The following is a 13261-nucleotide window of genomic DNA, read 5'->3' as shown; positions in this document are numbered from 1 at the left end:
GGCAGGGGGCTGGGCGTTTTTCAGACCTTGAAGCGGGTGGTCATCTCCTGCAGGCGTACGCCGATGCGGGCCAGCTCCATGCTCGAGGACGCCGTCTCTTCGCTGGCGGCAGCGGTCTGGTCGGAAATGTCGCGGACATTGGTGACGTTGCGACTGATCTCTTCGCCCGCCGCACCCTGCTGCTGTGCGGCGCAGGCGATCTGATCGTTCATCGATTCGATGTCCTTGACCGAGCGGGTGATGCGCTTGAGCATTTCGCCCGCCTCGCGCGACAGGCCGACGCTGCTGTCGGTCAACTGCACGTTGTGGTCGAGCACGGCCGCCATGCGATCGGTGCTCTGATGCAGGCCGGTGATGAGCTGGGCGATCTCGTCGGTCGAGGAGCGGGTGCGCTGGGCCAGGCCGCGGACTTCGTCGGCGACCACCGCGAAGCCGCGGCCCGCCTCGCCGGCCCGAGCGGCTTCGATGGCCGCATTGAGCGCCAGCAGATTGGTCTGCTCGGAGACGGCCTTGATCACGTCGAGCACGCCACCGATGCTGTCGGCATGGCCGCGCAGGGTGGCCATGGCCGCCTTGGTGGATGCCATTTCCTGCGCCAGCAGTTCGATCTGGGCGACGGCCTTGTCGACCGCCTGGTCGCCCTGCTGGGCCTGCTGACTGGCCTCCTGTGCCGAGCGGGCGGCTGCCCCGGCATTGCGCGCCACCTCGTGGGTGGTCGCCGTCATCTCCTGCATCGCGGTGGCGATCTGATCGGTCTCGATCTTTTGCGCCTGCACGCCGGCGCTGGTCTGCTCGGTTACCGCCGACAGCTGCTCGGCGGCACTGGCGACCTGGACGACGCCGTCCTTCATCTCGCCAATGAGTCCACGCAGGTTCGTGGTCATCTGCAGCATGCTGAGCTGCAGCGCGCCGAGTTCATCCTTGCGGGTCACCTCCAGCTGATGGGTGAAGTCGCCGTTGGCGACCGTCTGGGCCAGCAGAACGGTGTCCTTCAGGGGGCGGACGATGGAGCGGGTGATCAGCCAGGCGCCCAGCAGGCCCAGGGCGATCGCGATGGCCAGCCATACCAGCAACAGCTGACGTGCACCGCTCACATCCGCCAGCTGGAATTCCTTCTGGATCGCGGTCAGCTTGTCGGCCACCGACAGCAGCGTGGTGATGGTGGTGGTGATACCGGCCTGGCCCTGATCCACCTGGACCTGGGCAGTGATCAGCTGTTGCAGGCGCTGCTGGTAGCCGGCGAGTTCCTTGCCAAGCGTCTGCAGCGTCTCGGTCGGCAAGGCGCTGGTCGTGGCGAGTCGTTTGACCTTTGCCTGGATACCGTCCAGGGCACCCTGGGCCGCGGCCTCGCTTTCCTTGGTAGGCGTGGTGGCATAGCTGCGCAGGGCAATGCGCATCTGCTGCAGGTCGATGAAGAGGGCCGCCACCTGCTGGCGGTCTTCGACTCGCCCATCCGGGGCGTTGGCCGCCGTGGCCAAGGCCAGCACATAGGTGTTGGCCGCTTCCGCCGTGGCGGTCGCCGCCTGCTGGATCGCCGCACGCTCCCGCGTGGCGGTCACGACCTGGGTGTAGAAGTCCCGATAGCGCTTGAGTGCGCCCTGGGCTTCGCTCAGCAGGGCTTCGTTGGCCTTCGAGTTGAAGTTGGGAACGATGCTCTGCAATTGAGCTTCGATCTTGTCCAGTGCGGCCAGCCATTTTGCCGCCTGGGCATCGTCGGCCTTGACGATATAGACGAGGCGCTCGATGCGCATGTCGCGCGCCAGGGTGCTGTAGCCGGAGATGTCGCCGATTCGTTCGCTGCGATCGCGCAGGGCGTCCGTGGCTTGCCAGCCGGTGTAGGCCACCAGCAGGATCATGCCGATGAGCAGGGAGAAGCCAAGCGCCAGCTTGGCCCGGACGCTGATGTTGCTGAGGAAATTCCAGCCATTGTGCTGCATGAGGACTACCTGGATAGAGGCCGGCGAGGACGAGTCTCCGGCGGACATGCGGTAATTGTTATCGCGATAGTTTTTCGCCCGCGGACGGACGTTGAATACCTGCCACCCTGGACGTAGCCTCCAGGGCCGTCGGTTAATCGCCGAGGCGAAGGCAGGTGCGAGTGCCCGCCAGGGGCGACCTGGACATAGCGGGTAAGTCTGACCATAACAGCGAAAAAGTGATCCATGTCACATCTTTCCCGGGGATGGTTGGTGCCAATTTATGGATGGACGGCGCCTGGTCTGCCGAGGGGAGCTCGGGTATCCGCCTGGTCAGCCGGATACAAGCCGGGTAGGGTCCAGGGACGGGGTGTGGACTGTTCGCTGATGGACCGGAGCGGACAGCAACTTGCCAATTACCCGAATCGGGAAATACTGTATAAAAAAACAGGTATGGAGGCTGCGCCCATGGCATACAGCCAGTCGTCTCAGCTGACTTCCTATGACCGTCTGACGATGAGGGTCTCGCGGCTGGTCAACAACGCCCGCGGGGTCCTCGACAGGCACGTCCATGTGGAGCGCCTGGAGGCCAGCAGCGAAGACTGGGCGCTGTTGCTCGAGGCCTTCGAGGAGACCGAGGGGCTGATCGTGGCCCACCGTGATGACGGCAGCATCGACCTGTTCTGGAAGGTCTGCTACGACGATTTCTGAGCGGACGCGACAGGCTCGTCCAGTGCATCCGCCCTGGCTTCGGTGGGCGGATTGTCGATTGAAAGGGAGGTTGGCAATGAACATCCAGCGTCTGGGCCCGACCTGGGCTCCCGCCTATCGCCAGTTGATGCTGGACGCCTATGCCAGGCATCCGGAAGCCTTCACCTCCAGTCCTGCAGAGCGGGCCGGGCTGCCGCTCGGGTGGTGGGAGCGTCGTCTGCAGGAGGGTGACGGAGCAGGGGAGCGGGTCTGGGGCGCGACCCAGGGCGCGGAGCTGCTGGGCGTGGTGGGGCTGAGCCGCGAGACGCGGGAAAAGGCTCGGCACAAGGCCACCCTGTTCGGCCTGTACGTGCCCGATCGGCACCGGCGGCTGGGCCTGGCGAAAGGTCTGCTCGGCGAATTGCTGGCCCAGGCAGCGACCTGGCCCGACCTGAGGGTCGTCCAGCTCACGGTCACCGAGGGCAATCAGGCCGCTCTGGCGCTGTACGAGCAGGCAGGCTTCAGCGTCTTCGGCAGAGAGGCGCTGGCGGTCGCCGTGGGAGATACCTGGTTCACCAAGCTGCACCTCTGGTGCGATCTGGACAGGTTGCGCCTCGGTTAGGACCCGCTCACCACATACGAAGCACCGTTGCCGCTGCGGCCTGCGAGTCGTGGTGCTGGGCTTCATAAGATGTCGTAAAACTGCCTTCGAACCGCCGCCACACCGTCACATCACCGTCACATCACCGTCACATCACCGCTCTAGGCTCGCCGCCCCAAGACAGCTTGTAACAAGTTGTATCCACAGGCCCAAGGGGAAGCGCTGGTGAAACGTTCAGGTAACAAACCCGCGGTGTTGACGATCGCATTCGCGGCGTCGCTGTTGGCACTTTCGGTGCAGGCAGCCAGCCGTTCGGGCAACAACGCCATCAATGGCGTCGATCTGCTATCCGGCTACAACAAGCTCTGGACGCCCGGCGCCAGCTGGAACACCGGCACGCCCACCGCCTTCGGGGCGCCCATCCTGCAGCGCAATATCCAGTACGTGGTCGACCTCGCGAAGACCCGCACCCAGGCCCAGGAGATAGCGGCCTACTACGATGACCGCCGCGACCAGAGCTACAGCCTGATCAGCGGCCTGGGTTCCCTGGCCAATGGCTACCTGGCCGGCTCCGGCGCCTTCACCACCATCCCGGTGTTCGATGCCTCCACCCAGACCACCAAGTACAGCGACAACGGCAACGGTGCCGGCGACGCCAATTCGCAGCTGGGCAAGGTGGTGCAACTGGTCCAGGCGATCCGCAACGATGCCTCCACCACCCCGGCCAAGAATGCCTACCAGTATCCGCGGCCCTGGCGCCAGGCGGGCGTGGACATCGTGCCGCTGTCGTTGCGCCCGGCCCTCAGCACCACACCGCAGAGCGACGGCGGCTTTCCCAGCGGCCACACCAACGCCGCCTATCTCGCCGGGATCGGCTTCGGCTATGCCGTGCCCCAGCGCCTGGGCGAGGAACTGTTCCGCGCCTCGGAGCTGGGCAACAACCGCATCGTCGCCGGCATGCACTCGCCGCTGGACGTGATTGGCGGGCGCATCACCGCCACCTATTTCGCCATCGACAACCTGGTCAACAACGCCCAGCTGCGCAGCGATGCCTTCGCCCAGGCCCAGGTCTACTTCGCCCAGCAATGTGGCGGCGACATCAACAACTGCGTGGACAGGATCGATCCGGCCACCGATCAGCAATCCCAGCATGCCCAGGACAAGGCGCTGTACACCGCCCGCCTGACCTATGGCTTCGCCCCCGTCGGCCCGACCAACCTGGCGCCGGTGGTGCCGGTCAACGCCGAGGTCTTGCTGGAAACGCGCTTTCCGTATCTCACCGCCAGTCAGCGCCGCGACATCCTGGCCAGCACCGAGCTGTCTTCGGGCTATGCGGTCATCGACGAATCCAACGGCTACGGCCGGCTCAATCTGATGGCCGCGGCCGACGGCTACGGCGCCTTCAATGGCAATGTCAGCGTGAACATGGATGCGAGCCAGGGTGGCTTCAACGCCCGCGACGCCTGGCGCAACGACATCGGCGGCAGTGGCAGCCTGACCAAGAACGGCAGCGGCGAACTCACCCTCAGCGGCTTCAACACCTACAGCGGCGGCACGCTGATCAATGGCGGTACCCTGCGCGGTCATGCCCGGGCCTTTGGCAGCGGCGACATCACCGACAACGCCACCCTGGTGCTGGATCAGTCGGTCAACGACAGCCTGGCCAACAACCTGCACGGCAACGGCAGCCTGGTAAAGACCGGGGTCGGCTCCCTGAGCCTGACCGGCAACAGCGACTTCGCCGGCACCACCCGCGTCGACCAGGGTCGCCTGGCCATCAACGGCAACCTCGGCAATTCGGCGGTCACCGTCAACTCGGGCGCCACCCTCGGTGGCAATGGCAGTCTCGGCAGCCTGCGCGTGGCCCAGGGCGGCATCCTCGCGCCCGGCAACTCGGTGGGCCAGCTCAACGTCAACGGCAACGTCACCCTCGACCAGGGCTCCGTCTACCAAGTCGAGACCGATGCCAGCGGCCGCGCCGATCGCCTGGTGGCCACGGGCGGTATCACCGTCAATGGCGCCACCCTGGCATTGGTTTCCAGTCCCTACTGGCAGCCGCTGGGCAGCTATCAGCTGCTGAGCGCGGGCAACGGGCTGAGCGGCCGCTTCGGCCCGATCCAGTCCGACTTCGCCTTCCTGGCCCCGACCCTGAGCTATGGCGCCAACCAGGCGACCCTGAGCCTGGCGCGCAATGGCGTGGCCTTCGCCGACCTGGCCGAGGGCCGTAACGCCCGGGCTGCCGCTGCGGGTCTGGATCGCGCCGGCGCCGGCAATGCACTCTGGAACCAGGTCGCCGCGACCAATGCCGCGGGTGCAGGCTCGACGTTCCAGAGCCTGGGCAACGAACTGCACGCCTCGACCAAGACCGTGCTGGTGGAAAACAGCCGGCTGGTGCGCACTGCCATGAGCGATCGCCTGAGCGATGCCCAGAGCGAGCTCCCGTCCAGCTCCGGCATCCAGGGTCTGGCCGGCAGTCGCGAGCGCGGACTGGTCTGGACCCAGGCCCTCGGCGCCTGGGGCCACAACGACGGCAGTCACGACGCCAGCAGCCTGGACAGCCACAGCCGCGGCCTGCTGATCGGCAGCGACGTACCCCTGGACGGCGGCTGGCGCGTCGGCGGGCTGGTGGGCTTCGGCCACACCGATCTCGACCTGCGCGGCGAATCCGGCTCGGCGGACAGCACCGACTACCACCTGGGCCTCTATGCCGGCCAACAGTGGGATGCCCTCAGCCTCAAGCTGGGCCTGGCCCATAGCTGGCACCAGGTGGAGGCACGGCGCAACCTGGCGATCCTCGGCACCGACCAGCGCCTGGCGCCGGACTACGACGCCGGCACCACCCAGGCCTTCGGCGAGCTGGCCTATCGGATCGAGGCGGGGAGGCTGAATCTTTCGCCCTTCGCCAACCTGGCCCATGTGCACCTGCAGACCGACGGCTTCCACGAGCGTAGCGGGGCGCTGGACCTGGACAATCCGCGGCAGAACACCGACGTGACCTTCAGCACCCTCGGCCTGCGCCTGGCGAGCAAACCGCTGGGTGACTGGAAGCTGGTGCCGAGTGCCACCCTGGGCTGGCGCCACGCCTTTGGCGACACCACCCCCGAGCATGAGGCGGCCTTCGCTGGCGGCCCGGCGTTCAAGGTGGTGGGGGCGCCCATCGCGCGTGACGCGGCGGTGGTGCGCGGGGCGCTGGACCTGGCGCTGAGCGAGACGGTCTCGCTGGGCCTGGGTTATGACGGACAACTGAGCGGTCGGACCAGGGACCAGGACCTCGACGCGCGACTCAGCTGGCGCTTCTGAGGATAGGCGTCCCGAGCGCGCGAGCGAATCGGGCATCTGGTACTGGGTACTGAAGACGGGCGAGGCCACCGGAGACGGATGGCCTCGCCTGCTTTCCGGGTTAGAAGGACGCCAGGTTGTCCGGCGTGATCAGCTGGAAGGGGACCCGGGTGAGATTGCTGCTGGTGGAGCCATTGGCCAGGCGCAAGGCCATGTCCACCGCGCCCTGACCCTGGCCCTTGGCATCCTGCAGCACGCTGACGGCCAACTTGCCCTCGCGCATTTCCTGCAAGCCATCGGGCGTGCCGTCGATGCCGCCCACCAGATACTTCGCCAGCGGCTTGCCAGCCTTTTCCAGGCCACGGATGGCACCGATGGCCATCTCATCGTTGTTGGCGGCGACGATGTCGAAGGTCACGCCCTTGTCGACCCACTGCAGGACGCGTTCGGTCGCCTCGCTGCGCTGCCAGTTGGCCGAGGCCTTCACCACCACCTGCATGTCGGGATACTTGGCCACTACCTTCTCGACGCTCTCGGTGCGCAGCTTGGTCGCCGGGTGACCCGGTTCGCCCATGAGGATCGCCACCTTGCCCTTGTAACCGGCGCGGCGGGCCAGCTCCTCCATCTGCATCGTCGCGGCTTCCACCTCGTCGGAGCCGACGAAGCCGGCATAGGCGGGCAGGGGAGAGACGCTGGGGCGGTAGTTGATGAACACCAGCGGCACCTTGCTGCTCATCGCCAGGGACAGCATCTCCTGGGTATTGCTGTCGTCGATGAGATTGACGATGACCGCATCGACGTGGGCGGCGATCAGGTTGCGGTACTGGCGCAGCTGCAGGGCGCTGTCACTGTTGGCGTTTTCCAGGAAGAGGTCCGCGTCCAGGGTATGGGCGCGCTCCTCGACGTTGTTGATCAGCAGGGTGCGGAAGTTGTCGCGCTTGGAGGTCAGGACACCGATGAGCGGCGCGTTGGCCTGGGCCAGGTTGACCCAGGTGGCGGCCAGGACGAGACCGGCGAGAAGACGAAGCTTGGGCTTGAACATGAGTCGGTCCCCGATCAGACACTGAAGCGTTGCAGCAGCTCGCGCTGCCGGCTGGCCATGAGCGAAAGGTCCTCGCTGCTGCGGGCGGCGCTGTCGGCGCCCTCCGCGGCGCGGAGCGCGGCGTCGTTGATCTGCACCATCATGCGACTGGTCTCCTGGACGGTGGCGCTCTGTTCTTCGGTGGCGGCGGCGATCTGGGTGTTCATCTCGCGGATGGTGCCGACCGCCTGGCTCATGCTCTGCAGGGCTTCCCGGGCGGAAGAGGCCAGTTGCACGCACTCGCCGGACTGGGCACGACTCACCCCCATGATTTCCACCACCGAATGGATCTTCTGCTGCATCTGTTCGATCTGCTGCTGGATTTCGGTGGTGGAGGCCTGGGTACGACTGGCGAGGGAACGCACCTCGTCGGCGACCACGGCGAAACCGCGCCCCTGTTCACCGGCGCGAGCCGCCTCGATGGCGGCGTTGAGGGCCAGCAGGTTGGTCTGCTCGGCGATGTTGCGGATGGCATCGACGATGCCGTCGATGCTCTGGCCATAGCCCTGCAGCTCATCGGTGGCCTGGGCGGCGACCTGGATCTGCCGCGCCTGGCGCTGGATGCTATCGATGGTCTCGGCGACGGTGGTGCCGGTCGTGGTGCTCAATTCGAAGGTGTGGTCGACGGCATCCTTGGTGTCGAGGGCGCGCTGGGCCACCTCGGCCACGGTGCTTTCCATCTGGGTCATCGCCGAGGCGGCGGAGCCGAGACGCTCGGTCTGCTCTTCCACGGCGCGGGTGGTGCTGGCACTGATGTCGGCATTGCCCTGGGCGGTACCCCGGAGGTCGTCGGCCGACTGGGTGAGGGTCTGCACCGTGGTCTGCAGCGAGCGGATCAGTTCGTTGAGATAGCCGCCGAGTTCGCTGAATTCGTCCTTGCGGCGCACATCGAACTGGACCCGCAGATCGCCGGCCGTGACCTGGCGCAGCGACTCGCGAAAGGCCAGCAGCGGGCGCCGCAGGCCACGCGCGACCCAGAAGCCGATGATCAGGGCCGCGCCGATCGCCAGCAGGGTGACGATGGCGAGCACCTGGCGGCTGGTGGCCACGGTGGCGTCGGTATCGCTCTTGGCCTGCTGGGCCACGGCCACGGCGCCGGCGCTGAGGGTACGCAGGGCGTCCAGGGTCGCCTGCAGGGCGGTGCCGGTGCGCTGGCGCTGGGCGTCGAACTGGCCTTCGGCCGCGGCCTGCCGCTGATAGGCCTGGCGCAGGCCATCGGGCGCGGTCATCTCGTGCAGGAGGCGGGTGACCATTACCCCGACGATGCGCGCGCTGCGCTCGTCGATGGCGGCCAGGGCGCGCAGGCGATCGGTGATGACATCCTGCTGCTGGTTGAGCACTACATCCAGTCCTGGCAGATCCAGGCGTGCCGCCTGGGCGGCAAAGGCGGCGTAGGTCTTGTCCGTTTCGATCAGCAGCATCTGGGCGGCGCGGACGGCGGCGGTGGCGCCTTCGGCCTTCTGTTGCGCGCTGTAGGCCTGCAGATAGCTGGACAGCCGATTGGCTTCCGGCGTGGCATAGCCCTGCAGGGTGCGGGTTTCGCGGCGGATGGCGACCAGCTGGCGGTAGCTGTCGATGAGGGTCTTCGCCTGGTCGCCATAGGCATTGCCCAGCTTCTGCTCCTGATCGAGCGCCTGGGTCAGCTGGTCATGGTCGCGCAACAGCGCCGGCAGGCGCTGGTGCAGCTGCAGGTAGTCGGAAAACTGCTGCTGGAATTGCTTTTCACCCGTGGCGATCGCCGCGGCGTCGGTCTCGGCCAGCAGGCCGAGCAGGGTCTGGTTGGCCCCCAGCAACTGCACGTTGATCTCGCCAACGGCCTGGCCAAGTGGCGCGGATTGCTCGGTGATGACCGCCAGCCGCTCATGGATGGACTGGGTACTGTTGAAGCTCACGGCGACGATGCCCAGCAGCAGGAGCACCAGAAGTGCAATGCCGCCGACCACGCGTTGAAGAATCGTCATGCTGGTTCCCTGCTTTTGTTATCGGTGTCGAGGCAGGAGGCCATCAGCGCCGGGACCCGATCGAGCGTCCTGCTACCGTCCATGGCCAACGTGCTGTCAGCCTAGTCTTATCACCGGACCTGGCCGCATCGTCCGCGGACGTGCGGCCTTGGCCAGGCGATCAGCTGTCGTCCGTGGCGTCCGCCACCCGTGCCAGGGGCTGGCGGGCCGGTTCGCTCTTTGGGCAAGGCGCGAGGGGCGCTACCTGGCGATCCCAGATCCGCCACCTCCAGGCATGCGGCGCGCGTTCCTCCGTGGTCGCCATGCGACGGACACCTCAGGTCGCAAAGCCGGCGCGGCGGGGCAGAAACCAACCCGTGCTTCTCCAGGTCCCTGAAAGGTCTCTTTTTTCAGGAATATCCGATGTCCAAAGCTCTGCTGTGCTCCCTCGTACTGGCTACCGCCGCAACCCTGACCGCGTGCGACAAGACCTCCGAAGACCATGCCCAGGATGCCCAGGCCCATAGCCAGAAGGCCCAGGAGAAGGCGGCCGAGGGCAAGGTCGAGCGGGCCTCCAAGGAGCAGGCCAAGGCGCAGGAAGACCGGGCCCAGGCCAATGAAGCCGCGGCCACCGAAGGGCGCAATACGCCCCCCGATTCCGCCGTGCCCGGCTATATCAAGACGCCCAGCAAGGAAAATCCCTGACCTAAGCTCCGCCTCCCTTGCCGGCCGGCAGGAGGCGAACTGCCGCGCTGCTCGTGGCCGCTGGGCGCAGGGTAGGGCGGCCACGGTTACCGGTGGCTCAGGCGGATGACGAAGCCTGCTGGCTAGCGTGCTCCGGGATCCCGGGGCGGAAGGTCACGGTGGCGTACTGGCGGGCCTCAAACCGGCGGCCGTTGACGAGCCGACGACAGCTGTCGTCCAGGCGAGCAACGGCTGTTTACATCCGGGCCAGGACGATTAGAGTAGGAGCCACTTCGCCATCATTCGTCCACCCTCCGGAGCCGCCATGAGCCCTTCGCGACCGATCCACTGGTATCGTGCCCGCAGCACGTTCGAAATCGTCGCCCTGGGCCTGGGGGTCATCGCCCTGGTGGTGGCGCTCGATCAGGGCCTGCGCAACTCACCCTCCGAGCACCTCGCCGATTACCACGCCTGCAAGGGTGACGGTGGTCTGGCGCGGATGAACGCCATCGGCGAAATCGTCTGCCGGCTGCCCAGTCCAGTGATTGGCCAGGTAGCGGCCAAGACGCCGGCGGTTTCCGGTCTCTAACGACCGCCGGGCCTCTCCCTCCGGCCCGCTCACGGCTGGCCTGCTCCTGTGACTGGACCCTCCCGGTCCGGTCGATACCGCTTTTCCGCACCTTTTCCTGATGCCGTCCTGGCCCCTGGGCGTGGATCACGGCTGCCTGGCGTTGGCAATGCGAACAGCTATTGCTTAACGTAACATTTGATAATGAGAGTTTTTATCATTTAAAGTGCTGGCCCTCGCGCGACGACGCGAACAGCAGCCTTCCAGTGCACGGCGTCGGCTGCAACGCCACGGTCACAAGGATCACCATGAACACCCAAGGAACCCTCTGCCAGCCCGTCCGCCTTCGCCGCGGGGCTCTCCGTCAGCTGCTTCTGATCGGCGCGCTGATTCCCTTTCCGCTGACGGCCCTGGCCGCCACGGTGGCCGAGCAGAACGCCACGGAACTGGACACCCTGACCATCGAAGGCAATCGCCTCTACGACATGGCACCCTCGGAACAGACCGGCGGCTATACCGTGGATTCGGCGACCGTGGGCACCAAGACGCCGGCCGCCCTGCGTGACATTCCCCAGTCGATCACCTCCTACACCAGCGACTACATCAAGGATCGCAACTTCAACACCCTGGACGAGCTGGCCAAGTCCACCGCCGGCCTGCGGGTGCTGACCAACGACAGCGGGCGCTCCTCCATCTATTCGCGTGGCTACGAATACGACGAATACAACATCGACGGCCTGCCGGCGCCCATGACCAGCATCTTCGGCACCGTGCCCATCCTCTCGCCCTTCGACCGGGTCGAGATCATGCGCGGGCCCTCGGGGCTGTTCAACAGCACCAGCGAACTGGGCGGCATCGTCAACATGGTGCGCAAGCGCGGCACCGAGGACTTCCAGGGGCATATCACCGGGCGCTACGGCTCCTGGGACACCAACTACCAGGAGATCGACCTGGCCGGTCCGCTCACCGAGAGCAAGAATGTCCGGGGTCGCTTCGTCGCCTCCCGCGCCGACACCAATGGCGAGGTGGATTACAACGCCAACACCGACCAGAGCTATTACGGCGACCTGGACATCGACCTGTCCGACGCCACCCAGATCTCCTTTGGCCTGATCCATCAGGTCAAGAACCTCACCCCGCACAATGGCTATCCCACCGATGCCCAGGGCAATCTGCTGGACTTCAGCCAGTCGCGTTTCCTGGGGGCGGACTGGAACTACTTCGACGGCAAGACCACCGACGGCATCTTCGAGCTGACCCACAGATTCGACAATGGCGGCTATGGGCGCCTCGCCGCCCGGGCCTCGCATCGGGAGGCGGACTACCTCTATGCCTTCACCGGCGGGGCGGTGCAGGCCAACGGCAACACCAGCATCCGCGCCAGCACCCGGGACTTCGAGCAGGACGCCTATTCCCTCGACGCCAGCTACAGCCAGCCGTTCGAGACCCTGGGTCAGGTCAGCGAATTCGTCGTGGGGACCGACTACAAGCACTACGACACCGACTACCAGAACGGCAACAGCGTCCTGGGTACGGTCAATGTGAACAGCTATTCGCCGACCCGCTTCGCCAAGCCGGCGCGCGTCTACCAGACCGACTACAGCGGCGAGGATCGCGAATTCGGCCTCTATTCCAAGGTCACCTTCCGCCCCATCGAGCGCCTGGCGCTGATCGGCGGTGCCCGCGTTTCCTGGTACAGGGGCGAGGCCTATACCACCACCCTGGCCAGCGGGGCCGAGGCGGGGGAGAGCCAGAAGCACAGCGGCTTCGTCACCCCCTATCTGGGTACCGTCTATGATCTCGACGACTACCATTCCCTCTATGCGAGCTATTCCAAGGTCTACAAGCCGCAGAGCGAGCTGGATGCCCAGGGCAAGGCCATCGATCCGCGCGAGGGTGACCAGTACGAGGTCGGTATCAAGGGCAGCTATTTCAACGGCGACATGAATGCGCGGCTGTCGATCTTCCAGCTGACCGATGAGAACCGCGCATCCACGCCCTTCGATGCCAATGGTCTTGCGATCACCACCTATTCCGAAGCGTCCGGCAAGACGCGGGTGAAGGGCGCCGAGATCGAGGTCAGCGGCAAGCTCACCGAGCAGTGGGAAATGCTCGCCGGCTATACCTACATGGATACCCAGAACCTCAGTGGCGATGGCAACACCCTTTTCGAAGCCATGCCCAAGCACATGGCCTCGCTGTGGACCAAGTACACCCTGGCGGGCGGTCCGCTGACCGGCCTGAGCATCGGTGGCGGGGTGACCGCCATGAGCGATTTCTCCCAGACCAACCAGACCTCCGGCGTCACCGTCTCCGCGCCGGGCTATGCCACGGTGGATGCCAAGTTCTCCTATCCGGTCACCAAGCAGCTGACCGCGACCCTGGACGTGAACAACCTCCTCGACAAGGAATACTGGTCGCGCGTAGGTTCGGTTTCCACCTTCAACTTCCAGGGCCCCTCGCGCAGCGTGATGGTCGGGGCGCGCTACGACTTCTGAGTCC

Annotated in this window: 9 protein-coding genes; 6 read left to right on the top strand and 3 right to left on the bottom strand. The window is 66.0% G+C overall.

Annotated features, from left to right (window positions below; genetic code table 11):
* Nucleotides 1-20: 20 nt before the first annotated feature.
* Nucleotides 21-1937 carry a methyl-accepting chemotaxis protein gene (locus OXS31_RS13840; RefSeq protein ID WP_077172443.1) on the bottom strand — a complete coding sequence of 639 codons (1917 nt, stop codon included), beginning with the start codon at nt 1935-1937 and terminating at the stop codon, nt 21-23.
* Between the two features lie 447 nt (nt 1938-2384).
* Here OXS31_RS13840 and OXS31_RS13835 point away from each other — a divergent pair, with 447 nt between their 5' ends.
* The 3 genes from OXS31_RS13835 (at nt 2385) to OXS31_RS13825 (ending at nt 6507) form a co-directional block, all read left to right on the top strand.
* Nucleotides 2385-2627 carry a DUF1654 domain-containing protein gene (locus OXS31_RS13835; protein WP_100168972.1) on the top strand — a complete coding sequence of 81 codons (243 nt, stop codon included), beginning with the start codon at nt 2385-2387 and terminating at the stop codon, nt 2625-2627.
* Between the two features lie 70 nt (nt 2628-2697).
* A complete protein-coding gene (locus OXS31_RS13830) occupies nt 2698-3228 on the top strand; it encodes a GNAT family N-acetyltransferase (RefSeq protein ID WP_267399634.1) in 531 nt (176 codons plus the stop codon).
* A 231-nt stretch (nt 3229-3459) separates the two neighbouring features.
* The gene (locus OXS31_RS13825) at nt 3460-6507 is read left to right on the top strand and encodes an autotransporter domain-containing protein (protein ID WP_267399632.1); all 3048 of its coding nucleotides are present in this window, start codon (nt 3460-3462) and stop codon (nt 6505-6507) included.
* A 100-nt stretch (nt 6508-6607) separates the two neighbouring features.
* Here OXS31_RS13825 and OXS31_RS13820 read toward each other — a convergent pair whose 3' ends face one another.
* Nucleotides 6608-7528, bottom strand: a complete 921-nt coding sequence (locus tag OXS31_RS13820; protein WP_267399630.1) for a substrate-binding domain-containing protein — start codon at nt 7526-7528, stop codon at nt 6608-6610.
* A gap of 14 nt (nt 7529-7542) precedes the next feature.
* Complete coding sequence (locus OXS31_RS13815) at nt 7543-9528, bottom strand: methyl-accepting chemotaxis protein (protein WP_267399628.1); 1986 nt, start codon at nt 9526-9528, stop codon at nt 7543-7545.
* 402 nt (nt 9529-9930) lie between these two features.
* Here OXS31_RS13815 and OXS31_RS13810 point away from each other — a divergent pair, with 402 nt between their 5' ends.
* The 3 genes from OXS31_RS13810 (at nt 9931) to OXS31_RS13800 (ending at nt 13257) form a co-directional block, all read left to right on the top strand.
* Nucleotides 9931-10212: a hypothetical protein gene (locus OXS31_RS13810; RefSeq protein WP_027599928.1), complete on the top strand. Its 282-nt coding sequence runs from the start codon at nt 9931-9933 to the stop codon at nt 10210-10212.
* A gap of 304 nt (nt 10213-10516) precedes the next feature.
* Nucleotides 10517-10780 (top strand): hypothetical protein, encoded by a 264-nt coding sequence (locus OXS31_RS13805; protein ID WP_007160310.1) that lies wholly within the window; start codon nt 10517-10519, stop codon nt 10778-10780.
* Nucleotides 10781-11067: 287 nt separating this feature from the next.
* The gene (locus OXS31_RS13800; protein ID WP_197851302.1) at nt 11068-13257 is read left to right on the top strand and encodes a TonB-dependent siderophore receptor; all 2190 of its coding nucleotides are present in this window, start codon (nt 11068-11070) and stop codon (nt 13255-13257) included.
* The last annotated feature ends 4 nt before the right edge of the window (nt 13258-13261 follow it).

This window comes from Pseudomonas sp. GM_Psu_1, assembly GCF_026544185.1.
In the GTDB taxonomy this organism is placed as follows: Bacteria; Pseudomonadota; Gammaproteobacteria; order Pseudomonadales; family Pseudomonadaceae; genus Chryseomonas; species Chryseomonas oryzihabitans.
The sequence above is the reverse complement of the archived record's forward strand: the minus strand, read 5'-3'. Positions and strand labels throughout refer to the sequence as shown.

Excerpts from the sequence above, each read along its gene's own strand:
- OXS31_RS13840 (WP_077172443.1), bottom strand. The coding sequence starts at position 1,937 with ATGCAGCACAATGGCTGGAATTTCCTCAGCAACATCAGCGTCCGGGCC.
- OXS31_RS13835 (WP_100168972.1), top strand. The coding sequence starts at position 2,385 with ATGGCATACAGCCAGTCGTCTCAGCTGACTTCCTATGACCGTCTGACG.
- OXS31_RS13820 (WP_267399630.1), bottom strand. The coding sequence starts at position 7,528 with ATGTTCAAGCCCAAGCTTCGTCTTCTCGCCGGTCTCGTCCTGGCCGCC.
- OXS31_RS13815 (WP_267399628.1), bottom strand. The coding sequence starts at position 9,528 with ATGACGATTCTTCAACGCGTGGTCGGCGGCATTGCACTTCTGGTGCTC.
- OXS31_RS13810 (WP_027599928.1), top strand. The coding sequence starts at position 9,931 with ATGTCCAAAGCTCTGCTGTGCTCCCTCGTACTGGCTACCGCCGCAACC.
- OXS31_RS13805 (WP_007160310.1), top strand. The coding sequence starts at position 10,517 with ATGAGCCCTTCGCGACCGATCCACTGGTATCGTGCCCGCAGCACGTTC.
- OXS31_RS13800 (WP_197851302.1), top strand. The coding sequence starts at position 11,068 with ATGAACACCCAAGGAACCCTCTGCCAGCCCGTCCGCCTTCGCCGCGGG.